26 protein-coding genes are annotated in these 26,705 nt (G+C 36.7%); 13 read left to right on the top strand and 13 right to left on the bottom strand.

Annotated features, from left to right (window positions below; genetic code table 11):
- Positions 1-28: 28 nt before the first annotated feature.
- From HGR01_RS37920 to HGR01_RS37910, 3 genes are read right to left on the bottom strand one after another with little or no spacing between them, the layout of a single operon-like run.
- Positions 29-1,246 (bottom strand): vWA domain-containing protein, encoded by a 1,218-nt coding sequence (locus tag HGR01_RS37920; protein ID WP_045874732.1) that lies wholly within the window; start codon positions 1,244-1,246, stop codon positions 29-31.
- A gap of 7 nt (positions 1,247-1,253) precedes the next feature.
- The gene (locus HGR01_RS37915) at positions 1,254-2,339 is read right to left on the bottom strand and encodes a hypothetical protein (protein ID WP_045874733.1); all 1,086 of its coding nucleotides are present in this window, start codon (positions 2,337-2,339) and stop codon (positions 1,254-1,256) included.
- Between the two features lie 24 nt (positions 2,340-2,363).
- Entirely contained in the window at positions 2,364-4,211 is a 1,848-nt protein-coding gene (locus tag HGR01_RS37910) for a hypothetical protein (protein WP_228045531.1), read from the bottom strand.
- An 82-nt stretch (positions 4,212-4,293) separates the two neighbouring features.
- Here HGR01_RS37910 and HGR01_RS37905 point away from each other — a divergent pair, with 82 nt between their 5' ends.
- Complete coding sequence (locus HGR01_RS37905) at positions 4,294-4,476, top strand: hypothetical protein (RefSeq protein WP_235623145.1); 183 nt, start codon at positions 4,294-4,296, stop codon at positions 4,474-4,476.
- A gap of 27 nt (positions 4,477-4,503) precedes the next feature.
- Here HGR01_RS37905 and HGR01_RS37900 read toward each other — a convergent pair whose 3' ends face one another.
- The 3 genes from HGR01_RS37900 to HGR01_RS37890 are packed head-to-tail and all read right to left on the bottom strand — an operon-like array spanning position 4,504 to position 6,988.
- Positions 4,504-5,409 (bottom strand): hypothetical protein, encoded by a 906-nt coding sequence (locus HGR01_RS37900; RefSeq protein WP_045874735.1) that lies wholly within the window; start codon positions 5,407-5,409, stop codon positions 4,504-4,506.
- Positions 5,399-6,223 carry a hypothetical protein gene (locus tag HGR01_RS37895; protein WP_045874736.1) on the bottom strand — a complete coding sequence of 275 codons (825 nt, stop codon included), beginning with the start codon at positions 6,221-6,223 and terminating at the stop codon, positions 5,399-5,401. The genes HGR01_RS37900 and HGR01_RS37895 overlap by 11 nt, the downstream gene beginning before the upstream one ends.
- Positions 6,224-6,238: 15 nt before the next feature.
- Positions 6,239-6,988, bottom strand: coding sequence for a hypothetical protein (locus HGR01_RS37890; RefSeq protein ID WP_045874737.1), 750 nt, complete (start codon positions 6,986-6,988; stop codon positions 6,239-6,241).
- 706 nt (positions 6,989-7,694) lie between these two features.
- On the opposite strand from HGR01_RS37890, the gene HGR01_RS37885 reads away from it, so the two are divergent.
- Entirely contained in the window at positions 7,695-9,755 is a 2,061-nt protein-coding gene (locus HGR01_RS37885; protein WP_052335470.1) for a pentapeptide repeat-containing protein, read from the top strand.
- A 280-nt stretch (positions 9,756-10,035) separates the two neighbouring features.
- Here the strand turns inward: HGR01_RS37885 and HGR01_RS37880 are convergent, their stop codons facing one another.
- Both HGR01_RS37880 and HGR01_RS37875 read right to left on the bottom strand, forming a co-directional pair.
- A complete protein-coding gene (locus HGR01_RS37880; protein ID WP_052335471.1) occupies positions 10,036-11,283 on the bottom strand; it encodes a WD40 repeat domain-containing protein in 1,248 nt (415 codons plus the stop codon).
- A 43-nt stretch (positions 11,284-11,326) separates the two neighbouring features.
- Positions 11,327-12,244 (bottom strand): GUN4 domain-containing protein, encoded by a 918-nt coding sequence (locus tag HGR01_RS37875; RefSeq protein WP_052335472.1) that lies wholly within the window; start codon positions 12,242-12,244, stop codon positions 11,327-11,329.
- An 86-nt stretch (positions 12,245-12,330) separates the two neighbouring features.
- Here HGR01_RS37875 and HGR01_RS37870 point away from each other — a divergent pair, with 86 nt between their 5' ends.
- The 5 genes from HGR01_RS37870 to HGR01_RS37850 all read left to right on the top strand — a co-directional run bounded on the left by HGR01_RS37870 (position 12,331) and on the right by HGR01_RS37850 (position 18,122).
- Complete coding sequence (locus HGR01_RS37870; protein WP_255525155.1) at positions 12,331-12,456, top strand: hypothetical protein; 126 nt, start codon at positions 12,331-12,333, stop codon at positions 12,454-12,456.
- 62 nt (positions 12,457-12,518) lie between these two features.
- On the top strand, positions 12,519-13,568 hold the full coding sequence (locus tag HGR01_RS37865) for an AAA family ATPase (RefSeq protein WP_045874738.1): 1,050 nt from the start codon (positions 12,519-12,521) through the stop codon (positions 13,566-13,568).
- Positions 13,565-15,691: a hypothetical protein gene (locus HGR01_RS37860; protein WP_096622327.1), complete on the top strand. Its 2,127-nt coding sequence runs from the start codon at positions 13,565-13,567 to the stop codon at positions 15,689-15,691. The genes HGR01_RS37865 and HGR01_RS37860 overlap by 4 nt, the downstream gene beginning before the upstream one ends.
- A gap of 27 nt (positions 15,692-15,718) precedes the next feature.
- Complete coding sequence (locus HGR01_RS37855; RefSeq protein WP_052335473.1) at positions 15,719-16,873, top strand: GUN4 domain-containing protein; 1,155 nt, start codon at positions 15,719-15,721, stop codon at positions 16,871-16,873.
- A gap of 40 nt (positions 16,874-16,913) precedes the next feature.
- The gene (locus HGR01_RS37850; RefSeq protein ID WP_045874740.1) at positions 16,914-18,122 is read left to right on the top strand and encodes a hypothetical protein; all 1,209 of its coding nucleotides are present in this window, start codon (positions 16,914-16,916) and stop codon (positions 18,120-18,122) included.
- A 21-nt stretch (positions 18,123-18,143) separates the two neighbouring features.
- Here the strand turns inward: HGR01_RS37850 and HGR01_RS37845 are convergent, their stop codons facing one another.
- The 3 genes from HGR01_RS37845 to HGR01_RS37835 are packed head-to-tail and all read right to left on the bottom strand — an operon-like array spanning position 18,144 to position 21,093.
- The gene (locus HGR01_RS37845) at positions 18,144-19,511 is read right to left on the bottom strand and encodes an SUMF1/EgtB/PvdO family nonheme iron enzyme (RefSeq protein WP_045874741.1); all 1,368 of its coding nucleotides are present in this window, start codon (positions 19,509-19,511) and stop codon (positions 18,144-18,146) included.
- Between the two features lie 13 nt (positions 19,512-19,524).
- Positions 19,525-20,496 carry a caspase family protein gene (locus HGR01_RS37840; protein ID WP_045874742.1) on the bottom strand — a complete coding sequence of 324 codons (972 nt, stop codon included), beginning with the start codon at positions 20,494-20,496 and terminating at the stop codon, positions 19,525-19,527.
- 60 nt (positions 20,497-20,556) lie between these two features.
- Positions 20,557-21,093, bottom strand: coding sequence for a hypothetical protein (locus tag HGR01_RS37835; protein ID WP_045874743.1), 537 nt, complete (start codon positions 21,091-21,093; stop codon positions 20,557-20,559).
- A 179-nt stretch (positions 21,094-21,272) separates the two neighbouring features.
- Here HGR01_RS37835 and HGR01_RS37830 point away from each other — a divergent pair, with 179 nt between their 5' ends.
- From HGR01_RS37830 to HGR01_RS37810, 5 genes are all read left to right on the top strand, one after another.
- Positions 21,273-21,905, top strand: coding sequence for a hypothetical protein (locus HGR01_RS37830; protein WP_045874744.1), 633 nt, complete (start codon positions 21,273-21,275; stop codon positions 21,903-21,905).
- Positions 21,898-22,041, top strand: coding sequence for a hypothetical protein (locus HGR01_RS37825; RefSeq protein WP_194007888.1), 144 nt, complete (start codon positions 21,898-21,900; stop codon positions 22,039-22,041). Before HGR01_RS37830 ends, HGR01_RS37825 begins: the two co-directional genes overlap by 8 nt.
- 73 nt (positions 22,042-22,114) lie before the next feature.
- On the top strand, positions 22,115-22,414 hold the full coding sequence (locus HGR01_RS37820) for a type II toxin-antitoxin system HigB family toxin (RefSeq protein ID WP_045874745.1): 300 nt from the start codon (positions 22,115-22,117) through the stop codon (positions 22,412-22,414).
- Positions 22,398-22,796 (top strand): helix-turn-helix domain-containing protein, encoded by a 399-nt coding sequence (locus tag HGR01_RS37815; protein WP_045874746.1) that lies wholly within the window; start codon positions 22,398-22,400, stop codon positions 22,794-22,796. Before HGR01_RS37820 ends, HGR01_RS37815 begins: the two co-directional genes overlap by 17 nt.
- 86 nt (positions 22,797-22,882) lie before the next feature.
- On the top strand, positions 22,883-23,785 hold the full coding sequence (locus HGR01_RS37810) for a CHAT domain-containing protein (RefSeq protein WP_045874747.1): 903 nt from the start codon (positions 22,883-22,885) through the stop codon (positions 23,783-23,785).
- A 235-nt stretch (positions 23,786-24,020) separates the two neighbouring features.
- Here HGR01_RS37810 and HGR01_RS37805 read toward each other — a convergent pair whose 3' ends face one another.
- On the bottom strand, positions 24,021-24,527 hold the full coding sequence (locus HGR01_RS37805; RefSeq protein ID WP_045874748.1) for a hypothetical protein: 507 nt from the start codon (positions 24,525-24,527) through the stop codon (positions 24,021-24,023).
- A gap of 278 nt (positions 24,528-24,805) precedes the next feature.
- On the opposite strand from HGR01_RS37805, the gene HGR01_RS37800 reads away from it, so the two are divergent.
- Entirely contained in the window at positions 24,806-25,885 is a 1,080-nt protein-coding gene (locus HGR01_RS37800) for a tyrosine-type recombinase/integrase (RefSeq protein ID WP_045874749.1), read from the top strand.
- Between the two features lie 168 nt (positions 25,886-26,053).
- Here HGR01_RS37800 and HGR01_RS37795 read toward each other — a convergent pair whose 3' ends face one another.
- Positions 26,054-26,608: a hypothetical protein gene (locus HGR01_RS37795; protein ID WP_045874750.1), complete on the bottom strand. Its 555-nt coding sequence runs from the start codon at positions 26,606-26,608 to the stop codon at positions 26,054-26,056.
- Positions 26,609-26,705 lie beyond the last annotated feature (97 nt).

Here is a 26,705-nt window from a genome sequence, read left to right as displayed (position 1 = left end):
AATTTGAATAGAATATTCATTGCTATCATTAATCTCCCAGTGCTTCTTTTTTTAAGTATTCACCCCACAAGAAAAATGGCACTATACCACCTAATGAAAGCAAAACCAAAATACACGCCAACATAGACATTCTTACTGTTAAGGGAAGAGATCTACCAAACACAGTGATGGTGTAAGCTTTTGGTGGGGACTGTACTGGTTTATTAGCGTTAGAAGTTACTAAAACCTGCACATTATGCTTAGAACCACGTTCCGCGTTAGGTTGGGTATAGTTAATTTCGTACTCTCCTAGCAAAGCATTGAGAAAAAGCTGCAGATTTTCAGCAATGGCTTCTGCATCTCCAGAAAACTCAGCTATTCCGCCAGTGGTTTTGGCAATTTCAGCTAACCTTTGTTTATCTACAAATTCTGCTTCTGGAACCTTACGGCTATTAATATCTGCACGAATAGCTGGTCTGCCAAGCTTATATTTTTGACCTAGCTGTTCTGGGGTTAAACCATACCCCAAGGTATGCACTATAATATTGCTATTTCTTTTTAAAAGACTGATTAAACTTTGAAAATCCTGGGCTTCATTTGCAAAATTGTGATAACCATCAGATAGCAGAATAATTGAAAGTCTAGGCTGAGGTTGGGGAGAATCTTTTGGCGGATAAAAACGATAGTCTGCGGTATTAGCTAAAAACTTGACTGCTTTTGTTAATGGTTCATAAAGGTTGGTAGAAGCACAGGGAGTTAAACTCTCTAAGTAATCAAGATTATTTTGTAGCTTAAAATCATTAGCAGCAAAAAATTTATCCAGAGTATCTTGATTAATCGAATATCCTTGAGGACATTTATCGCCAGGTTCGCCAAAGGGAACAATTGCTATTTGGGTATTTTCTCCACGGTCTTTTAAGACGCTGGTTAACTGGCGAATTGCTTTAATTGCTCCCGCAATTTTTTTTGTCTTACTACTATCTAGCTCTCTCATACTTCCACTAAAATCAAGCAGGACAATAATCCATGCTGGTGGTGGTATAGTTTCCTCAGGGCTTTTCCAATCTTTGTTGTTAAACGAAACTTCTTTTTTGTCTACTAATAATTTAAAATTCGTATCTTGTAGACCCATAATAGGTCTTTCTTCTGCACTTTTAACCTTAATGCGAATAGTAACTCTGTCATCATTAACAGTAGGGTTACCCACAATTTCTGCAACCTTTGCTTGTCCAAAACTAGGAGATGCAAACGCAGCTAACATTAGCATTGATAAACTAAGCCTGCGGGTCAAGAAATCGGTTATAGTAGACGAATCGATAAATTTTTTCTTCATTGTTGCCATCGGTCTTTACTGTATGAAATGTCAAGACATAGTTGTGTTTTAAACGAATATCTCTGCGTGATGTTAAACGGTCACCGTTGATTTCTATAGTTTTGAAAGACTGAGGGTTAGGAGACAAAACTGCTTCACGTTTTTTTAAAACTAAATCGGCAACATGAAGGGGTAAATCTGGTATATAAATATGTGATTTGTTAACCGCCGAACCAATTCTAATTGTTCCAGTTCCAGGTAATTGGATTGACAAACCTTCTTCGATTTCATAGGTATCACCTTCACTAACAAATTTCAGTACTGAAGTATCTATATATGAAAACTTTTGCTTAACAGACTTAAATTGTGGATCGATATCTTCATAATTTGGCCCGGTGTACTCGAAACCTGCACCTGCTCTCAAAGCACCTAAATAGCTAGGAGAATTAGTAATACTAAAAACGAAACCTAGTAATAAACCCAAAATAGAAAAGCCTAAAGGGTCTTCAACACCTTTAAACTCAGATGGCATTGCACCTAAAGTGGTACGAATGAATTCAAATAATGCCGCAGCCACTAAACTGGCAGCACTAGCACCAATGACGCTAGTGATAAAGCGCTGCCAAAAGCGTTTAGGATCTCCAGCTTCCATGCTGTGCCAACGCCAAGTTGACCCCTCAGCCAAACCCACTGAAGCACCAATTAAAAGCCAGCCTAGGGTTCTAACAATTGGCGTGGGAACGCGAATTTGAGGTAAAAAGAGAATTTGGGAAATACCCCCAGCAATTAAACCTGCTAACAGTCCTAAAGCAAAGGCGATGAGTAAAGGAGTTTTCGCAATCCGCAAGCTGAGTTTAGGTCGGGTGGGGTTACTGATAAATATTTCATTCATCACCATACCAATTGCTAGAGATATAGCAACACAGGGAAAGAGAATGATTTCGGGAAATTGTTTGAGTAAACTTAAGTCTGTGATGAAGAATTGACCTATATTCCAGCCCAGTAATGCTGAAGTTATGCCAGCTAATATGTAAAGATATATTCTCATCTTGTTTTATGAATTTTACAAACTCTAAATCCCCAGATTATTTTTTATTTTATCTTTTAATTTATTAGGTGTTTGTTTACCTGATTCCATATAGCCAAAAGCAGCATTTTCGTCAAATTCATTTAGTTGATATAAATAGATTGCTTCTACTAACTTTTCCCTTTCTTTACCAGGTTCTTTTATTGCTTTTGCATAATTCAAATCCTTTACATTCAGAATTTTTTTGAGTTCATCGATAATAATTTTATCTGTATCTACCTTTTGATTATTTTGCTGTTTAATATTTGGCTTAAGCTCTTTAATAATTGTTTTAACTGCTTTACTTGTTTGTTGAATATGTACATCTTGCATTGCTATTTCTTTTTTATTTATTGGTATATTTTGAGATTGAACTGTTGAATTTTCTATTCTTGATTGATCGCTTGGATATTCCGAAATAGTATCTCTTCCATTATTAATAGCCTGGTGGGGTAACTCTCTTTGATTTGCTTGCTGAGTAGATTGCTGTTGAGACAAAAATTTTGAACCGACAAATAAACCGCTTAAAAATATTAGTATTGAAAAAGGAATAACTAATTGAATTGGCACGATATACTCCTGAAAAATAAAATTAATAAAAGATTCAAGCCAAGTAACTTCTCGCTCAATTGTTAAATCTAAAAAAGTGAAATAATTTGCGTGGATATTATTTTTTTCAGCAACTTCATAAAATACATTTTTAGGAACCCGACCTTCGCTTACTTGGTAGAAATAAGCAGACAAACTGTATTCTTTTATATACTCAAATAATTCAGCAAAAGGCTTATAACATTCAACGTAATGGTTACTAAAATAAACTAATTTCCAATAATTTATTAATTTTTTCCAAATTTCCTGATTGCAATTTAATAATTCATGAGGAAAAGTAGATGGCCGTTGAGTATTTTCAAAATAATCACGAATTATTTCTAAATCATTTACAATGTCATGTAAAAACTGCTTTTGACAATAAACCCACGCACTACCGCTTTTGATTAACAACCAATATACGGATTCTGGGGTAATTGTTCTATTTAGTAATTTAGGTAAAATATATTTAATTCCATCGGCAAGGTTTTCTTTAGGAAAATTGGAGCGAACGGATTTTTGAAACTCTAAAGAAATATTTTGATTTTCGTCGGCTTTATCCTTAATACTTTTCACATTCAGCCAAGCTAAAAATTCCGTTATAGTCTCTGGTATTACCATTGCTCTGAGGGTAATTAACCTGACCATTTGTGGACTATAAATTTTTTGGCTAATTGCAGTTTTTGCTCCTTGTCCATCAAACAAGCTGTGCCAATATTCTTGGCTAATTTGCTGATTTTCTAGAGCATTCGCAATGATTTGCACTGCTTCAGGTTTTACTTGGGAACTATTAATTAAACCGCGAATCGCAGACTTCAGTGCTTCTTCATCGGCAACAACTGGCGCTAAGACTTGGGGAACATTCTTGATTGCTCTTTCTAATATCTCATAGGCACGCTGGCTCGCTGCTTGAATTACTTGAAATCGTCTGGGTTGTTCTAGGGCTTCAACATTAAACGCCCAAGAAGCACTTTGACCACCGCCATAACTATTGAATTTTTTAATTGCTAAGGTATTGATAGTTTGCAAATTATATTGATGTGTTGGTTCTATTAGTATTGGCTCAGAGTTATTTACAACTAAAGCTAGAGCTTCTTGTTGGATATTTGGTGAGTGAGTGGAAGTGACATCAAATAAATTAGGTTGCCCAACAGTTTTAGTGTCAAAGGGATTAAACCTGGGCATTCCTTGAGCTTCCCACCAAGCTAGTATTAACCGGAGGTTTTCTTTATCCCCCTGAGACAAAAAATAACGATAAACAGACAAACTGCGCCCTATCTCATCTCGTCCCCGTGTCACCACCGCCACCACCGACCAAGCGTCCTCTCCACTCCCTACGACGCGACCGATGATTGCTGGCCGATCGCTTGACGCACCTTCTGTGACCGCAAATTCCCGATTAGCTATGGAACGCTCAACAGCCGGGGGAACAGATGCAAGCGTTATATTCATATATTGTCCGGTGAATCCCCGTGATACCCAACCGCCCTCAGCAGTTCTCTCTGGGCGAATACCAGTACTAAATTCGTGAATTTTAATAGTTGCTGGATTCATATATTTAACCTTTATCTAATTCTTTATGGCGATCGCCTGTACATAGCCAATAAATCGGAGCCACTAACCCAAAAGGTCGCCAGCGCTTCGGCTCTTTGATCACTGCGGCGATTCCTTCTCTCCCACGACTCAGTAAATTTACATTGGGTTCTGGGAAATTATTACCTAACATCCCAAAAGCCGAAGTAGTGAAGTAATCCACTCTTCCGGCTCCCATTTGCTGCCAAGTTTGCAATTTTCTGTAAACTTGGGGAAAACGAGCCTCAGCGACAAATGCAGGTTTATGGCGATTAACCCACAACTCTGATTGTTCGCATTTGGTCAAAACCAGCGAGATTCTTCGCTTTCCACCCATAATGTCACTACGGTCTAAGGCTGTCAAAAATTTATCCAACCCCGTAACATACTCTAGGTCTTTGCGACGACTATTACCATCAACCAAGAACATAATTCCCGTTGCTTGCAAGCAATCATCTAAGTATTCTCTTAGTTTTGGGTTTCCTGATTGTTGGAGGAGGTCAGCAAAAAACTCTCCAGCGTAGTCTTTACAACTGATGTTGAGATTTACCAATTTGGAACCAATGCTAGCTTTGGCATTTTTCCAAGAAAACTGTCCCTTGAGTGTAATCCTGAGTGTGTAATCTTTAATGTCGGCTGCACTAGCATCGAGATTGCTGGGTTCGAGGGCTAATCCTTGTTCGAGAAGATTTTGAGCTTTGGTAATTAGTTCTTCTCCGGCTTCGTTAACTGAGATGACAGACTGTACGGGGCTAGAAGGGTCAGCATTGGGCCAGCGTGCCAAAGATGCCATATAAGTTGTTTTACCAGAAGAGCGATCGCCTATTACCCTTAGCACTGCACTACTTTGCTGCGGTTCAGAAGCAGTTTTTTTAAACAAATCACGCATCATTTCGCATTCTCCTACCCGTACTTAGCCAATAAAGAGGGGCAATTAAGTTGTAAGGTCGCCAACGATTTGGTTCTCGCAAAACCGAATTTCTTCCATTCGTTCCCCATTCTTCAACCCGATTTGGTCGCGGGTTATTGCGTCCCAGAACCCCAAAGGTTGATATGGCATAAAAATTTAAGTTGCGCTTTGGAATTTTTTCTTTTAAAACTTTTGTACTTTTTGGTAAATGAGTGTTAAATAAATCAACTTCTGGATCTAACCTACCAGGCCAAAGTTCCCCACGTTCGCACTTACTTATGGCTACAGCTAGGCGCAAATCATTGATTCTTCCTTGGCTATCCATTAATTCGATAAAGCGTTGTAAAACTCTGCTGTAATGCCTATCTGTTCCATGCTTCCACTCGGTTAACATAATTAAACAACCAGCCACGTCTTTTGCTAGACATTCATCAATAAATTCTGTTTGGATTTGATTTGTTAACCCTAGTTCTAGCTCATCAAAAATTTCACCAGGATAATCTCTAACTGCTAAGTTGATATTTTTATGTTTTTGGAATAAGTTAGAAATTGCAATATTAAAAGAATAGACAGGTACATCATCGATAGTTTTAACTAAAACGCCAGTAGGTTCTAGGGAACCACCTTCTAAAATCAGATTTTCAGCTTTTTCAGCCAGTTTTCTTGTGTCTTCGTTAATTGCCTGAACTTTGAAATTTTTAGGCTTGCCTCCTGGTTGTACAGGCTGATAAGCTAGAGCCGCTAAATAAGTTGTTTTACCAGAACCCCGTGGGCCAATTACACGAATATTTCCCATATTGATGCTTCCTCATTATTTAGCCAAAAAACTGCCTAAATATATCCAAGGTAATTCCAACAATGAGCGATGATAAATACTAGTAATAAAACAACGAACTGATAAACCTAAAACATTTTTGTTAATTTGTTCTAACTGTGAGTGAATTGGTCTAAAATATCTTTGTAAAACATAAGTATGACGTTGCTGCCAATTCATTTGAGCGCCGTTAGGATTGTAAGCGAGCTGGGAGGCTTCCTTCTGCAAATCGCAAAATAAATCTGCTTTATTTAAACAAATGAGAATATGTCTGGCTTTGGGGCAATCTTGACGGAAAAACTCTACCCAACGGTCAAACCTATTACACCATTGCTGTTGATTCATAAATTGCTCTGTATCTACACCTGGTTGGAAATTTAATCCTCGATGCGGTGGCAGGATAAGTAAAATCCCTTCACTTTGCTGTATCGTTTCTAAGAATTTCTTCCATTCATTATGATTATCAATCTGCCAACTTTTGCGCCAAACTTCGCCTGGTGTATCTATCCAATCTACTATTACTTGTTTATTACCTACAGGTAGTCGCACTTGGATATCTAAGTAACGTTCATAGGTTGCTTGTTCATCGCTGGTAGCCCTAGCACTACTGTTTTCGTCTAGCAAACCTGCTTTGAGAGCCTCATAATCTTGGCTAGATACTTTGACATATTCATTTTTAGGGTTGGCTAATTCCATTGCTAAATGGGTTTTGCCTGTTTTGCGATCGCCTATGTAAACCACTCCCACCTTGATCCTCTTTTATTCCTTAGATGGCAATCAATGATTATTTGGTTATATCAAAACATTATTTATATCTAATATTATTTGTTGTTATTGAAGACCAATTTATTGATACGTAATTAAAATGTCAGCCTGAATTTATAATCACTGACTAACTTCATTAGTAAATGGAAGTTGTTCATTTTGCAATTATCTATATAAACTAATCCCCATATTTACCTTCCTTTAAATTTTGACTAAAAAATTAGGTATGAGGCAGCAAATATCAATACTAAGCTATTTATAAAGTTTATCGTGTGATTATAATCACACGATAAACTGACTCTGAACAAGTTGTATCTAGTTTAAAAACATATGGGAGCTATATTTTTATATCAGTGCTAGTTGTGCAAAAGCTTAAAAAATTTAAATATTTTTATTTTTTATTCATAGATTATTCATATAAGCTTACAACCAAGGATCTCACGTTTTAAGAGTGTATTAATTAAGAATTTAAAAAAATTAATAATTATGCTAGAGTATGTTGATGAAACGATATGTTGACAGTAGCGGTAATCTAAAAAATCATGTGAGGCAGAGCAAAGTAAGATTTGTGCTAATCAAGAATTAATGACATGATTGTGATTAATCAACTCCAGTTTTTTCAAAACCTGGAATAATCAATCCTAAATCTGTATCAGAATTTAAGCGCAGATATATTCTTCTCCCTGTTATGTCCCAGGACTATTTCAATCAAAATCTTCGAGGACGCTCCTTCAAAGGTCAAAACTTAATAGGTGCAAACTTTACATATGCAGATATCCGAGGCACAGACTTTACTAATGCCATACTCAGACGTGCAGACTTCACCTCTGCCAAAGCTGGGCTTTCACTCCGCAGCAGCATTGCTTTAGTCATAGTATCATTGATTTTGGCAATAATATTAGGATTTACAGCAGGAATATTTGGTATTTTTGCAGGAATAATGTTTAGCCCTGAATACACCAGCAAATATACTATTTTTCCAGCTCTGTCTGTCTTGGCAACATTCCTAGTACTCTCTACTACTACTATCTTCCGAGGTATAGTAGCACCTTTAGTATTTTTGGCTGTTGTTCTCTTTGTTCTTGTTATTAGTGGTTACGTTGGTATTTTTGCTTTTCAAGGTGCTTTGGCTGTAGTTGGTGCGAGTACTTACTTTGTTGTCAGTTTTATCTTTGGTGGTTTCGCTTTCACACTTGCTGGCATCTTACAGGGTGCTTTGCTTGTCGCTATAGCTGTGATTGTTGCTGTGATTGTTGCTGCTTTTTTCATTATCGCTGTCACTACAGCTAGTATCGCTGCTGGCATTGGTACTCATCTTATCTTTGCTGCCGCTGCTGGTGGTGCACCTATAGCTGCTGTTGGTGCTATTGTTAGCTTGATGTTAAGTAGTTATGTTGCTTGGCGAGCCTTGGCTAGTGATGAGAAGTATGCTTTTCTTCGGAAATTGTCTATAGCTGTTGCTACTTTTGATGGAACAAGCTTTCGTTATGCTATTTTAATTGATGCAAATTTTACGGAGGCTACGCTTAAAGGTACGGATTTTAGAAAAGCTAATGTTACTTGTACCTGTTGGCGGAATGCTAAACAAATAGACCAAATTCGACCTGGAAATACTTATCTTCAAGATGCAAAATTACGACAATTAGTAATTACTGGTGATGGGCAGGAGAAAAACTTTGATCGCTTAGATTTACGAGGTGTTAACCTAAGCCAAGCCAAATTACAAAATGCCAGCTTTATTGACGCAGACTTCCATGAAGCTAACTTGCAAGGAGCTAATTTATCCAGAGCTATCTTAGTCAGAACTAACTTTGAAAGAGCAGATTTAAGAGGCGCTAGTTTAACTGGAAGTTGTATCCAAGATTGGGTAATTACCGAAAGTACTAAGCTGAATGGGATTTCCTGCGATTACGTATATCTAAAATGGGTTAATGAAGATAAGCGTGACCAAATGCCACCTAGAGGTCAATTCACAGAAGATGGCTTTGTAACTTTTGTTAGATACATCCTAGAAACAGTTGAATTATATCATGAGAAGGATATTAATCCTAGACTAGCTCTAACTGTATTGCATAAAATGTCTAGAGATTATGATGAGTCTTTAGATATTGTAGCTCTAGGTAAAAGAGGAGAAAGGGTTTTTATTCAAGTAAAAGTTTCTGAAAATATTATTCGGGGAAACTTTAAAGAGGATTATTATTCGAGGTACAATCAAGATTTGAAGTTGTGGTCAGGAAGTAACCACAAGCTACCACCTACTGTAAATAATTTTATTGAGAAAAGAATTAGGGAGATTGCTTCAGAAACAACAGATGATTTTGTTTTTGTCGATGCTACCTACGTAGAAGGAAATTACATCCAAACCTATCAAGGAGAAGTTAACGTGACTGGAGATCACACTATTAATATGGGTAGCGGTAATTATATCGAGCGTATTCAAGGAAATTACGTTCAAGGTAACTACTACGCTGCTGGACAGCCCCAAAGTATTGCCCAAGCTGCTGCTGAGATTCAGCTATTACTAAAACAATTAGAGCAAACTTACCCGGCCAATACTACATCACAACAAATGGTAATAGCAGCAGAAGCTGTACACTGCATTGAAAGTAACCCATTATTGAAACAAAGAGTGATAAATGCTATCAAGTCAGGAGGTTTGGCTGCTTTTGAGAAAGCTATTGACAACCCAGCAGGCGCTTTTATTGTTGGTGCTATCAAAGGCTGGCAGGAAGTAGAAGCAAAAGATTAAGAAAACTTTTGGCTTTTGAAGGAGCGCGCACGAAAATTGTGATAGAAATCTGAGGGCATAGTTGTGTGCAGCATCTAAAAATTTTTTGATACACATATACCACGAAAATCTCTATAATATCAACAGTTTAAAGCAGGGTAAGCTCATATAATTTAGTATAGAGTGAGCTTTACAAACGAAGTAAGATAAGAATAAACAAAGGTGTAAAAAATACACTTGAATTAAGAACAACATCAATGAGAAGACTTCAATGCTGTCGTCCGAAAATCATAACCTGATTTTACCGTTGCCAGGCTTTAATGGTCTGATCTCTACCTCCACTTATTAATGTTTTTCCATCTGGACTAATTGCAATTGATGTCACACCTCTGCGATGTCGTTCAGGAAAAATTTGGAATTCATTTTCAGTAATTTTCCACTCTACAATTGTTTTATCATTACTTCCACTCACTAAAGCTTTACCGTCTGGACTAAATACAAGACAAGTAACAGCATCTGAATGCTGTCTCAGCGTTTGGGGTGTTTGTCCAGTATTCAAATGCCAAAGTTTAATGGTATTGTCATTACTGCCACTTGCCAATATTTCTCCATCTGGGCTAAATGTTAGCGTATAAATAGCGTCTCGATGTGCTGTAAGTGTACTTAAACAGGTTTTACTATCTATATCCCATAGTTTGATAGTTTTATCGTAGCTACAACTAGCAAGAATTCGACTGTTTTTTGGGTTAAAAGCAACACAAGTTACTTTATCAGAATGGCCAGATAATTTAGCAATTTCTTTGCCTCTTTCTATATTCCACAACTTAATATCCTGATTATCATTAGCGGCTAATATTTTGTTATTAGGACTAAAAGCGACTGAATCAAAACCAAAAACATCTAAAAAATTACTAAAGAGAGTTTTACTAAATGTATAAAGAGGATTTAATATGCCTGAACGCCAAATGTAAATTTGATAAGCTTTACAAGCAGCAATTAATTGAGCATCTGGACTAATGGCTACAGATGTAAACCATAAATCAAAAATGCCTGTTGCAGAAAAGGGAACAGATATTTCTTGTAGTATTTCTCGTGTGTTTGTCTGCCAAAGTTTAATAATTTGATTGCCACCACTAGTAAAATATTCCTGATCAGGACTAAAGGCTAGTTTTAATCCATAACGCATCACAGATTGTTGAGAAAAATCAGTTAAATTTTTAGCTAGTTTATCTATAATAGGAATTCGAGTAGATTGATTTTCAACTTGAGTGTAATCATTCTCTGTTAAACTAGCGACACATCGCCAAGTTACTTTTTGAATAGCTTGAACTAAAGTTTGGATTGCTTGTTCATCCCAGGTTTGGTAGATGCGATCGCCTATATGGATGTCTCTACCTTCACCAATATTGACATTGTACTTACCTAGTTGCAATACAATTTGCCGATCGTCAGCCGAAAGTAACTGACGTAAAAATGATATATCTTCATCAGTTTGCTGTCCCTGTTCAACCCGATTTAGTATTTGCTGGAAGCGTTTATAAGGTGTCATTGAATACTCTTATGTGCTGAATTATGATGATGGCAAAACAACTTTATAAATTGAGACAGGCAGTCAGTAATGAAAAAAGTTTGTGAACTTTCAACTCTTCTAGCCTTTCTCCTTCCCACCATGCCTGATCATGAGAAAGTTCGTATTCCAAATTTCTCCTAAATTCCTCTTTATCAACATTGTCACCTGTCAAAAACCCGCCAAATGCCATAAAATCAGTCAGAAGTTGTTTTTGCCAATCCTGTTGTACGATTATTTTTGTGGCGTTTCGCAGTCCATGAACAAAAGCATTTAAAGCTGCATTGTCCATTGTCACAACCTGCATAATTCCCCAAGGGAGATGACCTTCTGGTGCATGGCTAGGGTCGAAAATAATTTGGCTAGAGGAAATCCAATTTTCCTGTATGTGCCAGCCAACACGATCACCAAATGCTTGTAGATTTTTTTCGCATTCATTGAAGATTTGCTTCTGTACGCTAAACCCAAAACGTTGATTGCTGTACTGCAACCAAAGGCGATCAATAACTTGAAGAACTTGACAGGGAAAATTTTGAATGTCGTCGTCGGTTAGCCAGCCTTCTTGTTCTCTCTTAACTGTCTTCAGAATAATAATTTTAGTTGTATTATTAGCTTCTCTCCATCTTCCTGAACCCAACAAATTTTTCAAGTGTATGTACTCTTGTTGCGGCAATTCTTTAGGAAGAAGAGGGATTGAATCAAACTGGTTTTTGATAAATTTAATTAAAGCTTGGATTGCTTTTTCATCCCATTGTTGATAAAAGTGATCGCCTATATGGATGTCTCTACCTTCACCAAGGTTGACATTGTATTTACCTAGTTGCGATACAATTTGGCGATCGCCAGCTAGAAGTAGCTGACGTAAAAATGATATATCCTCATCGGTTTGCTGTCCGTTTTCAATCCGATGCAGAATTTGCTGGAGGTGTTCAGTAGGTTTCATTTAATACTAATATTTTACTGAATTGTAATTATAGCAAAGCCGCTTTATTATTTTATTGTTGTAGTATTTCGACCAACCTAAGATTAGTGAATTCTAGGTATTACGCCCACGTAGCGATCGCCGCACGATTTGCATATCATCTTGGTTTCTTCTCTATTAGCAATTTGGTTGATGGTACAGCTAATCACATCCTACTGGTTATTAATTTTTAATTAATTTCTGAGCTACTGAAGTTATTAGCTATAATTTTGTAAATATATGAGGAAAACACTTAATGTCGGCTAGTAAAACAGACCCTAAAACTGTATACACAGGTAAAAAACAACCAACAGAAGAAGATGTAGATGGAAATGGTCAACGCATCTATCCATATCTACCCGATCAACCCTTAGTTGAAGCTGTCAACTTAGCTATCTATCTCAAAAGACCACTGCTGCTGAAAGGAGAACCTGGGTGTGGTAAAACCCAACTAGCTCGTGCGGTTGCTTATGAACTAGGTTCACACTCAAATTTTAAAACTTGGTGTATTAATTCTAACAGTCGAGCTAAGGATGGATTATATACATATAATTCTATTAAACAACTCCTGGATACTCAATTAGCAGGTAGTTCTCATGAAAAAACAAGCAAAGAAGCTATAAAACGTCTTGAGAATCCCTATGAATCCTATGTAAAATTAAAGGCATTAGGAGAAGCATTTAATAATGAGGAACGAACTGTTGTTTTAATTGATGAGATAGATAAAGCTGACATTGATTTTCCGAATGATCTTCTTAATGTACTCGAAGAAAAATATTTTGAGATTGAAGAAATTGGCAAGAGAATTCCAGAACTATCTTCTGAAAAAACTTCACCAATTATTTTTATAACAAGCAATGATGAGAAACCTTTACCTGAAGCATTTCTTCGTCGTTGTCTCTTTCATTATATTGAGTTTCCTGATGAAACTCGACTGCAAGAAATCTTAAAAAAACGATTTAATATATCACCACAAGAAAATTCAATACAAGGAATTTTTAAGCAACGATTTAATATATCACCAAAAGAAAATCCGAAAATAAACGAATTAGTTAATGCAAGTATAAAACGTTTTTTAGAAATCAGACAATTCATGAAAAATGAAAATATATCAAAAAAGGTTAGTACTAGTGAATTAATTGATTGGTTTGATGTAATTTTAGAATGGCATAAAAAAGAAGAAAATTACAAATATATATTAAGCACAATAGAAAAAGAAAAGTTACCATATCCTTCTGTATTATTTAAACATTGGGATGGAGATAATAAATTTAATAAATTATTAGAGGTAGGGAAAGCTACATGAATAGTGAAGATATATTGAAAAATAAGACATTGAAACTATTTAATAAATTACGTCAACAAGGTTTACTACTAACAATTGATGATTATGGGTTAGTTTTACAAGCTTTAGAAGTAGGATTTGGAGGAGGATTTGACGGACAAGATCATGAAGCTTTAGCTAAATTATGTTGTACGCTTTGGGTGAAATCAGAGGAAGAACAAAAAATTTTCAACCCTATTTTTGAAGAAGTTTTATCTGATAGTGAACATACTAACAATTCTCAAGCTAGCTATAAAATATGGAATGATTCTAAGATAAATTTACTTTTTCATCTGAGTAGCTATGGTTTGTTAACAGTTATTATACTTAGCATATTAGGAAGTATCTTTGCGATTATACGAGGCATAGAAATTCCAAATATTATTCTAAGTATTCCCATTCAAGAACCGCCTTCACAACTCAATATAACATTCCAAAAAATTGAACAATTAGGTACTACTATTCCCGAACAGCCAACACCTGGAGTTATTATTCCTACAACTAAATCTCCTAATAAATCTACACCTGCACCTACTACTACCTCTACTCATACAATATTGAGTACAGAATTTTTCTCTCAATTAGGATTGACAAAGGAGCAGGCAGAAAAAATTGGTTGTACACAAGAGAGAATAAACCAGATAGCTCAAACCTTAAAGTTAATCAAGAAACTAGAACTATCACAAACACAACTTCAACAATATAATTTAAATCTAGAACCTGTATCAGATAAAAAATCTTATGAAATTCGTATTTCTCAAGATAGAGGAATATTGCAAAAAATTAACACAACTCCAGAAAAAGTTCGACAACAAGGATTAGATCCAGGGCAAATTAAAAGATTGAATATAACCGACGAGCAAATTGAAAAAGTTGGCACAATTCCAACACTTGCGAGGGAGCGAGGGTTAAAACCTCCACAAGCAGAAAATCTAACCTTAGAAGGAAGCCAAGTTTTAAAATTAGGATACACAGAAGAAGAATTACAAAGACTTCAAGTGAATTTATATAACGTAGAGAAGCTAGGTGATTTTCTCAATAGAGTTAGAAAAGACAATTATCAACCTGATAGCGTACTATCACCATCAGGAATACCATTAGAAATGGTAAAAAAATTTCGTTTTACAAAGAAACAAAAGGAAATTCTTAACATTGATTCACTACCTCCGAATAATAACCAAGTAACGGGAGGAATTATAACTATAAAAGATATCAACAGAAGAAATCCTGAAATAGAACGAATAAGCTTATTCTTTCTAATTGTTGTGAGTTTAATAATTAAGCTAATTATGTCTCGATTTGTTAAGCCTATTATTCCTGAAACATTAGTTCATGATACTCATCAGGAACCGCCACTTTTTCCTGATGTACCTACACTGACAGGCAACATAGATAAAAAAAATCAAGAGATCAAGGTAACAGGTGATATTTCTATAGATAAATTATTACCTATAACTCAACGACAAATGCAACAAAGTTTACGTCGTTTGTGTAGAAGAGTTCGAGAAGGAGTAGCAGATGAGCTAGATGTAAAAGCAACGGTAAATGAAATAGCAGTTAAAGGGATATTATCTAACTTAGTATTAAAAGCAAGTCGTGTCAATCGAGCGGAACTGATATTATTAATTGATCGAGAAGGGTCAATGATTCCTTTTCATATTGCCTCAAATCATTTAGTAGAAATAGCATTACATAGCAGTGGATTTAGTAAAAATAAAGTGAAAGTTTACTATTTTCATAACTATCCTAATAAGTCTGAGCTATACCTAAATCATACGAATAAAAATGACAAAATTTTGCTAAATGAAATTATTAATAATATCCATCCTCACTATACGTCTGTTTTAATTTTTAGTGATTCGGGAGCAGCAAGAAAAAAAGAAAAAAAACCCACTGATGTTGAGAGACGAGAGAAATTAACAAAAGATTTTATTGAACAACTAAAATCTAAACTTAATTATATAGTCTGGATTAATCCAATACCCAAAGAACGTTGGAAAGGGACATCAGCAGAATTTGTTTCTCAACTTATTCCTATGTTTGAATTTAATCATCAAGAGTTAGAAAAAAGCATGAAAGTGCTGCAAGGCAAAACATTTTATTAATTAAATAAAAAAAGAATCATAGAACCAATGTCTCAAAGTGAAAAACAAACAGAAAAAGATAAAGTTAATAATTTTATTGACAAGTTTAACAAATATCCTAGTTACCTTAATTTAGCGTGTTATGCAGCTTTACCTTTGGCAATTACTCCCCATTTACTTTACTCTTTGCGAGTTCAGTTTAGTTTAGAAATTCCGTGGATAGCAGTAAGTGATTTACTCTTATCAGAATTATGTGAACTAGAAGATGAAAAAATTGAACTGTATCGAATGCCACTAGAAATTAAAAAAGAATTATTAAATCGTCTGGTTACAAATGAGAATTTAGGAACTAAGCAAATACAAGAGTTATCATTTTTTTTACTAAAATATGCCAGACAACAATTTTCTAATAGGAATCCTAAACTTCGTAAGCTTGCTGAATTTGAATATTGGTTAGCTTTAGCTTATATTAGACCGGAGAATGCCAGCGATACAATAAGAAAATCGCTTTGGAATGCCTACCCCGACGAAACAAAAAATAAGCAAGATTTAGATAAATTTAAGTCAATTATAGAAGCTATAGTAAATAGTTCCCAAGAACAATTTGAACTGTTTTTAAAATACTCCCGTCCCTTATATAACCTCGTTAATGGAAACGTAGATGAACCAGATATTCTTATTTTTCAAAAGAGAATTATTTACGAAAATTTACAAAATCTAGAAAAACTATTGAGTAAAAGAAAGTGGAAAGAAGCTGATGAGGAAACTTTGAATATTTTACTCAAGACAGCTAAAAGAGAAGGTAAAGGCTGGTTAAATTTAAAAGCAATCAAAGAAATTCCTAATGATGAGCTTCAAATTATTGATCGACTCTGGGTTAAATACAGTGAAGATCGTTTTGGTTTTAGTAAACAGAAACTTATTTGGAAAAGTATTAAAGAGACACAAGAGACCGATTATATAACTTGGTGTTGTTTTGGAAATAATGTTGGATGGCGAGTTCAATCAAACTGGATTTCTTGGGAAAATCTTGATCCGGTGAATACTCCAAAACAACCTCTAGAAAAATTTCTAGTAGGTTATTTTCCTGCTTTGATCTGGTGGTCATTATTAAGATGGGATAGTTGGTGGATTTGGGGTTTTTGGCGATTTTGGCGTAATGAATGGGCTGAAGTAGAAGCTTTTTTTTCTCGGTTTAATTAATGTATTATGAATTGACTGATAATATTTTTTTATTTTTATTATGCCTAATGAGTTTTTATCCTTAATTACCTATGTTCTATCTATTGTAATTTTTGTCGGAATTTGGCAAGGATTTCAAAAGAGATATTCTTTTATTAAAAAAATAAACATAGTCGAGCAATTTAGTTTTAATCAAGAAAATCTAATTCGTTTTGGAAGTGTGTTTATAGTATCTAGTTACTTGATTACTCTAATAATTATTTTAAGTATTTTGAAATTTGGGTCTTTGAATAATTTATTAAATTCAGATACACTTTTTAAGTTGAAAATGATAATTTTTGGCGGATTAGTCTTTTTTTGCATTGGTTTAGTTGAAGATGTATTGGATTTCCCTCCTTTAAAGTTTTTAAATAATCTATTTAAAAATTCTCATTTTTATGAAAGACGAAAGTTTCTGCAAAATATTTGGTTGCGAATAATAATACAAATTATTTTTATAACTGCATGGACTATTCAAGCCAAAGTACCGATGAAAAACATTTTGTTTTTTTCTGGCTTACCCAATTTTATAGGAGCTATTATAACTGCTTTTTGGCTAGTTTTTATAGTCAATATTTTCAAAAGAATTGATAAACAAGATGGTTTAGGTTATGGTACTGCTAGTATCACTTCTATTGTTTTACTAATGGTTAGTTTAGTTATTACTATAGGCGATCCATTTAATATAATAAATTCTGCTGAACCAAAAATTTTAACTAGTTTAATTTCAGCAGCTTTGTCAGGTTCAATGCTTGTTATTTCGTATTATAACTTTGAAGCTAAAAAGTGTATTCTTATCGGAAGTTCAGGAGTTTACTTTATTGGTTTTACTCTAGCTAGTACAGGAATGATTGAGCTAATCAAAACTATAACTTTTGCGGCTATTATATTACCTTATATAATTCTGAGTTGTCCTTTTTTCGATATACCAGTAAAAATGATAACAGAAATACGAAGGGTAACTTTGCAACGTCTGCGTCAAAAACAATTTCCTTTTACACAGGACAAACGTTATTTGGTAAACCGTCAGCTACGCTCTGGATTTTCACAGAGAATAACTATTTTATTTATTTATGCTTTAATACTATTATTAGGAGGTTTAATGTTAGCAATTTTAATTTTTTATAGTAAAGCTAATGTTATTAGTATAATAACAAGCTTTATTTATATCCTTGGTGGTATTTGGTTACTATGTTACTTAATTTTAAAAGTTAAGAAGCTTTCTAATTAAATTTAATTGAATCATATTGATTCAATCTTTTTTTTGACTAAATATCCTAATACCTTCCCAAGCAGTAAAATTGTTTTTACGTCGTTCTTCTATTAAAACAAACGCTACATATAATTTAAAAGTTTTATCTCGTCTAATACCATACTCACGACTTAATCTTTTTTCCGACTCTCGTCTTTTTGGAAATTTAAAAATATCTACTTGTTTAACTGCCTTTTCATAAATTACTGACAAGAGTTTCCAAATAGCATAAACTAATAATAAGTAATGACGACAGGGATTAGCATTAGGTATAGATCTAATTTTGCGGTTAAAATCTATGTCTTTTTCAGCTTTAAAAACTTTATCAAGCTCACAAGCATATTTTAGGATAAGCTCTAAATTAAAGTCGGTAATATTTTTGAAGTCCTTTTTGAGGTCGATGTTACAGCCACTAGCAATATCATAAACTGAGCTTAGACTAATATCTTGAGCTTTAGTTATCGTTTCTAAATCTATACCAGAGATTATGTCGGAGATTATGTTAGAGATAATATCCTCGAAAGTAGGCTTATGATTAAGAGCAATATTACGAATACCAGCTAGATTAATTTCACGAGCCAGCTCGTCAGCAGCATGAAAACCAATTCCCAAAAGTTCGAGAGCAATAGAGCGCAATTCTAGATTATTTTTTATATCTAAAATAAAGTAAGAATTTAGTATCTTAAATATTTTGTCTCGTAAATTTTCAATTTCTGACTTATCAATTCCCCAAACTTCATGTTTACTTTCTTCCGTATCACACCAGCATCCTATATCTGTTTCACGAGCTGGATATTGTTTAACTTCAAATAGTGAAGGTAATCGATATCTACCTTTAAAATATTGAGAATCCCACTTAGTCAACCATTGACAAAACTCTTTTGCATCATTATATCTTATTCCTATAATTGGTTCTTTCTCATTTTCTGGTATAAATTTATAATCTTTCCAATGATCGGGCTGTTGATTTATATCCAATTTCTGTCTTTCGTCAATAAATAGTTGATACTCTGCACAAGTGATATATCTTGGGTCTAACTTACTACTTTCGTTAAGAAGTTTTAAACGCTTATAAAGTTCTTCTTCGGCGGATGATCTTGCAGGTGTTTTCTGTCTCTCATGGATATCCTGCAACATGTCTTGCAGAATTGCTTTGAGCGTTTCGGCATCCGTACCTTGGTAAATGCGATCGCCTATATGTATATCCTTCCCTTCTTCAATATTGGTGATGTATTTTCCCAACTGTTTTAAAGTCGGCTTATCGCCTGCACTAAGAGCCTGTCGTAATACCAATAGATCCGCAGCAGTATGCTCATTATCAATAATTTTATTAAAAATAGCATTTATTTCAATTTCATCAAGATTCATATTTTATAATCTCCTATGAATAATTATCACCAATATGAATACTATGAGCTTCATTAATATTAGTAATAAACTTACCATGCTGATTTATGACATCAGCTATTTTATTAATCTTTTGAGTTGCTTCCGATCCCACTTCATCCCATCCCTTACTGGGTAAACCTTTACCACCCTGCAATTGAGCTATTACAAAATCTCCTGCATCCATATCAAAATTAGGAATTTGCTCGACATTATATAGCTGACGCGCACTTGCAGGTACAGCTTTACCCAGATGATTCATGATATTAGAAACTCGCACCTCTGTATCACCCGATTTATTCCCAGCACCTTGTAAAGCTTCGAGGAAATGATACGTGTAGATACTGCATGAATCATCTTTGAGATATGATTTTTGCTCACCTTTGGAGGAAGTAAAGACTACTCTCCCTTTACCTTGTTTCAATGCGTCAATAAAACCCTTGGATGGAGCAACTCGAATAAAATCATCAAATTCTTCTTCTAGCTCTAAATCTGCATCTTTAGAAGTTGCCATTCCCGCAGCATGACAACTATCAATCACAACTAATAAGCGTTCTGCTTGAATTTCTCGCAATGCATTGGTAAAAATTTCTGCTGATAATGCAGAACTTGCAAGTTTAGTTGGCTTAATATCATGTTGTAGTAAATAATATTTTTGTGTATTTTTATCTACCCAACCGTGACCGGAATAGTAAATAAAAATAGTTGCATTTTTATCAGATGCAGCCTTTTCTTTTAACCAATTCAATCCATCGACAATAGCAGTTTTTGTCGCTTCTTGATTATTCAAAACACGAATATGGTCTTTATCATCAGGATAAGCACATAATTCTGGGTCAATTAAAGCTGCATAAATTGCTTGGGTATCTTTGACAGTTACAGGCAAAGATAAAGGAGCATATTTAGATTCTCCAACACCAATTAAGAGTGCATAACCATTAGTGAACTTAGTTAAATTGTCGCTCATTCAGAATTAACTCCATAAAAATAACACCTTCAATTGCAAACAAGATGATTTGATAGCTAATTAATTTTCATAACGACTGACGCGGAAAATAACATAGTTGTAAGGTAGGGTTTCGTAATTATCAGTCCTATTTACAATTGCACCGATATCTGGTTTGTAAATCCACTGTTTCCAATCAATTGCTATTTCATCAGGAACCTGTATTGCTATGTAATTACCCTCCGCTAAACGACACCCCATAGCCATGTTTTCAAAATCCAATCCCAGGTAAAATTTTTGCACAGCGACATTTTCATTGCGTTGTGCCAACATTTTGACAACAGCGATCGCACTGGGATGTTGGATGATTTGAGGCTCCATTGAACCTGGTTTGCGGGGAGGTATGTAACCAAATTTATGAGTAGCGTACATCCAAGGCTGGTCTTGAACTAAGTTTAAAAACTCTAAAATCCCTTTACCACCACTTCGAGTTGGGCTTGTATCTTCCAGCACACTAACCTGAAACTCTGGGTCTTGCATTTGTTGGAGTTTTGCGGCGATCCATTCGGGTTCTTCGCACTCGCCAATAACTTTGATGTCTGCAAATACACTACTCACAATGTCTGCTCTCCTCTGGTCAACTAATTTTTACTACCATAATTTTCGATGTCAGTGAGACTATACGGTCAAGGAACACCAAAATTGTAGTATTTGTCATAATAAATACTAATTCTAAACAGTATTTTTTCAGTTTTCCTGCATCTGTTTTGCTGTAGCTACAATCCCGAACGACATCAATGAGTGACCATGACGACCTAAAGGCTATTTTTGAACGCATTGTTAACCATCAGGAAACTGAGGATGACAGGCAAGCTATACGGAGTTTACTGCGTGCGGGTAATGGTGACAATGAAATTCAGATTGGCAAGAATATTGTCAATATCGCTGAAGGTAGAGATATTCACATTGGCGATCGCATTTACCAAGGTGCAGATGCTGAAGTCATCAAAGAAGCGTTGCGTTTGGTTCTGCAAGAAAAGCGAAAAGCCGAACGTCCTCGCAATGAGAAACTATTGCTGCAAGCGGTGAAAGGTGAAGTTGTTGCCCGACTTAAACAATCTTTGCACAATGCGGTATTGATAAATTTGGGGAAGGAAGCGCAACCGGAACAGGTAAAACGTCCTTGGAGTTCTGATATCAAAATTGGAGATAAACCCAGCGAACCAATTCCTTATGACCGAAGCATTTTGGATGTATTTGAGCAGGAAGAAATCGCAGGTAAGTTACTAATTTTGGGTAATCCTGGTGCTGGCAAAACTACTACAATGTTAGATTTAGCGAAAGCTTTGATTGCACGGGCAGAACAAGATGCTGATTATCCAATTCCTGTATGGAGTGCGGAAGGATATTGGTGCAAAGTGGGTGGATGATGCCAAGTTGTTACCGATGCTGGATGGCTTGGATGAATTGAATTCGGCGCTTCAGGAACAGCGAGTCGGTAGACGCTATCGTTTTATCCACAGGTTGCTACAAGAACATTTCGCCGCAATGCCATTGGAAAAATAACCCAGTTCTAAAAGCTTTATAAAGCCTTCAATTTAGGAGAAAATTCTAATAGTCGTAATCAGAGTAAATTTAAATGCACGTTATTAGCCGCAGGATTTTGCGGGAGTTTTGTGAAGCACACGCAGATGCCTGTGATGCACTTTATGATTGGTATAGGGTGGCAACTAAAGCGGAATGGAAAAATCTGGTTGAAGTTCAGGCTATTTATCCAAAAGCAGAAGCTGTCAGTAACTTCACTGTATTTAATATCAAAGGAAACAACTACCGCTTAATTGTTGATATTGTTTACGAAGCTCAAAGAATCTATATTAAATATGTCCTAACTCACGCCGAATATGATAAGGATAAATGGAAAAATGACCCGTACTTTTAATCCTGAATCTTACGGTAAATTGCTAGCCGAGTATCAGCCAAAAATAATTACTACAGAAGAAGAAAACGAACAAGCGATCGCACTTGCCCAAAACTTAGAGCATCGCCCCAATCGTACACCAGAAGAAGAGATGCTGTTGGAACTGTTGGTGACATTAATTGAGAAGTTTGAAGAAACTCATTACCCAATTCCTCAAGGTACACCCAATTCGATGTTAATGCATCTGATGGACGCACGCGATATGACTCCCGAAGCATTAGCTGAGGTAATTGGTTCATTGGAAGTCGCCTTGCAAATTGTCAATGGCGATCGCACCATTAGTAAAATTCAAGCAGAAGCGCTTGCGGACTATTTTCATGTAGATGCCAGTTTATTTACCTAGCTGATTTACAAAAATTGAACAAGGCGAGTATGGATAAGTAAATTCACTGTTTTATCGTCTAAAATAAAACTAAAAAACTATGATAAATGGCGAACCCCAGTAACCTCAACGACATTATTCAACGCATCCTTAACGGAAATCAAACTGATGCCGATATTGAAGCTTTGCGTCAGTGGTTAAACAGTGGTGGTAGCCAAAATCTGCAAGTAGGTAAGTACAACGTTAATATCGGACAGGGACAAGATATTCATATTGGCGATCGCACTTACCAAGGACTTGATGCACAAGCGATTCGAGAAGTTGCTCGTGCTGTAATTCACGGTTCTAACACCACAGATATTCGAGAAATTGTTCGCTCTATCCTCTTTGAAGAGTTTCAGAACTTGGTACAACGGGAAAATCCTCAAAGTAGTTCGCGCAAAACCATTTTAGTGCTAGCCTCCAGCCCCACCAACGAAGCGAGATTGCGCTTAGACAAACAGATGCGAGAAATTGATGAGGGTTTGCGAAGGTCGCAGCATAGAGAAAAATTTACTTTGCAGCAACGCTGGGCGGTTCGTCCTGATGATTTACGTCGTGCCTTGTTAGATTTAAACCCAGAGATTGTTCACTTTTGCGGGCATGGTTCAGGAGATGATGGATTATTTCTGGAAAATGATGCAGGGTTAGCGCAACTTGTCCCAACTGAAGCTTTAGCAAATTTATTCAAACGATTTGCTACGCGAGGACTGGAATGTGTTGTTCTCAACGCTTGCTATTCGGAGATTCAAGCTTCGGCGATCGCCCAACATATCAATTATGTAGTCGGCATGAATAGTAAGATAGGAGATGATGCAGCGATTAAGTTTGCAGTTGGTTTTTATGATGAACTGGGGGCTGGTTGGTCGTATGAGGATGCTTATAACGGTGGCTGTGATGTGATCGCCCTGCAAGGAATCCCAGAGGAACATACCCCAGTATTCAAAAATCTAAAAAAAAAGTCCAATTAAGGGCAACAAATCCAGTTGATGACTTGGTGCAACAAGTGTGATCGCGCATCCACGACAGCATTCAAAGTTTACACGGTGTTATGCCGTTATGGGGAATAGACCATTGGGTGCCTTTGGGGGATTTGTTTGTAGATGTAAATATCCTGAATCCCCCACAAACTGCTCGTACAACCCCGCTTTCGTCTCTGGTAACTTCCCCTCGCCCAAATACCAGTTGAAACACAGCTTTCTCCCATCATGCTCCATCAGTTTGGGTATCCTCAACATCTTCTCCTCCCACACCACCGGAGCCTTCCCCAAAAAGCCAGTCGTTATCACTATCAGCATTACTTTCGCCATCCACCTGAAGATTTAAGGAAGGTATTAGCTGTTCAATTTGGCTTTCAAGTCGGGAGATCGCCAACGTTAAAGAAGCAAGTTGCTCCCTATCCTTCTTAATTTCATTTGAAATCCCCACCCGCAATTGATTTAACCGCTCTTGGAGGGTATGTACTTCCGTTTTGGTCGCAGAAGGAATATTCACCTTCTCTTCCAGGGCGGCGATTTGAGCTTTCAAAGCTTCAATTTCGGCAGCAGTTGCACTTACACCATCCGCACTCTCTTCCACAAGTGCTTGTTTAATACAATTCAGCACAAACTCTTTAAAAGTTAAGCGCAACTCCTCAGCACGCTGCTTGGCCTGCTTCACCAACTCCCGGTCTTCTTCAGACAGAAGTTTTATATTTATCTGCGGATATTCCACCAGTCCCTCGCGCTTTTGTTGTGGAGAAGTGATTTCTAATCAGTTCTTTAACCATTTGCTTCGAGTTCTAATATTTACTCACTCCCCCTACCTCCCTATCTCCTCCTACTTCCCCAACTTTCCCCACTACCATCATCGCATACAGGATATCCACGTATATACGATATAGATTATTTTCGATGATATTTATGTGGTGTCTGGGAAAGAATTATCATAAAGATACCGGGAATTGTGATTCTCGGCATCATAATTATCAGTGGGGGTTGAGGAATTTTATTATGGAAAATTTACCTGTCAAAAGCGTGGAATCACTTGCTGTGGAGGTGGTGACTCTACCGCTTGATGAAGCTCGTGTTGCGCTTGTGGATTATTATTTCCCCAACCGCCAAAAAATTAATTCGACACAACAGCTAATTGAGCTATGGGTGCATTCTGTCACTATCAAAAGCGACCAAACGCGACGGGCATATCGGCAAATTGGTTATGAGCTTATCGATTATATGCAGTCGCGGTTTGGGATATCTGATTTGAGGATGGTAACGTTATTCCATCTACACGCTTATCTGGCTTGGCTCAAGGATGAAAAGCCAGTACGGGGAAAGAAAAATACTTATGGAATTAGTAAAAATACTGCGGCTAAGTACACGGCAGCGATTAAAAGTTTGTGGGAATGGGGTACTAGAGCTTCTATTGGTTATTTTGCTATCGACTTGGGCAAGGACTTAAGCATACAGTGGGACGATAAGCTCGCAGAGCGGATTCTCTCGGAACGCGAGATTGCTAAGTTGGAAAAAGCGGCGATGGCAGTAGACTTGCAACACAATACTAATAAGATGCATTGGCTGCTGTTTACTCTCATGTTTTACAGTGGGGTGAGGGCGGGAGAAATTGCGCGGCAAACTTCTGATTATGGTAAGCGCGTAATTACGCCGGGGTTATTTTGGCGGCAGTTTCGGGAGGATGGGGATTGTTTATTGTTAACTGTGACGGGGAAACGAAATAAAACTAGAACCATTAGTCTCGATCCGGAGACGAGTGCGGTGCTACTGGATTATCGTGGGGATGCTGGCAACGATCAGCCGGTGTTTCCCAGTCCCAGTCGGCGGGATAGGGGTAAACCTTTAAGCGATCGCGGGTTGCGACTGATGATGGAGGAAATTTCTACTTGTGCGGGAATTAAGTTCAGCGCCCACTTTCTGCGCCACACTCACGCGACGCTGGCTAAGAAAAATGGAGCTTCTGATTTTGACTTGCAAGCAGATTTGGGCCATGCTTCCCCGGCGACAACTGCAAAGTACATTCACCATGTTGGGCGTGTTGGGACTTCTCACGCACTGCGTAAAAAAAGCAAACATTAGGTAAATTTTTTTTGTGCGAACTCCAGAATAAAATTTGAACTATATCCTGGCCGCTTTTAGGCTATTGTTTTGTATTTGCTGTTGGGGTTGTTGGTAGCGGTGGTGCAGGAAGTTTCAAGTGATCGCCACGAGTATGATTGCTATGTTGCCACCAAAAATCAGATGAGTCTACCGTTGGGGGTGGTATAGTCCGTCAAGAGCATTCCATTCCCAAGCTGTACTCATTGGGTCGCGGTTCCGTGACCAACTCAAAAATTCTTTGGTGCTGAGTTTTTCTCTTTCTGCAATCAAGCTTTGAGGGCTAACACCGAGTCTTGGGGCAAGATTTTCGTTTGTCCTGGGTTGTAATTCAACTTGGGGTTGCTGGTGTGAGTATGCATGTGAGCGAGGTCGAGAGTTGTTGTATCGAAGAGAGGCCATCGCCCGTTCGATTTGCTCTAGCTTCTTGGTAATCGTTTCAAGTTTTGTTTCTACCGAGGAGCCTTGATCTGCAAGATGAGATTCCAGTTTCAGCAGCTGCTTCTCTAGCTGTTTAACTGATTTACTACCTGCTGTTATATCGATATCATTTTTGCTATCAAATTCTCCTATTAATTCCTCTAAGGCTTGCACCAAGGCAATTGTATGCCCTTGCCTGTGTAGTTTTGATAGTCGGCGTACTGCTGGAATTAAAGCATTAGGCACGCGAATCATTTCGCTGGGTGGGGACTTTTGCTCAGTCATGATATCAAATTTGATAGCAATGAACTGATTGTAAAGTGAAAGCGATACCTACGGTAAGCTACGCTAACGCTGCTCATCAGAATTTTCAAGCGTTCAC

The organism is Tolypothrix sp. PCC 7712, assembly GCF_025860405.1.
In the GTDB taxonomy this organism is placed as follows: Bacteria; Cyanobacteriota; Cyanobacteriia; order Cyanobacteriales; family Nostocaceae; genus Aulosira; species Aulosira diplosiphon.
Note: the sequence above shows the minus strand (reverse complement) of the source record. Positions and strands in the feature narration are given on the sequence as shown.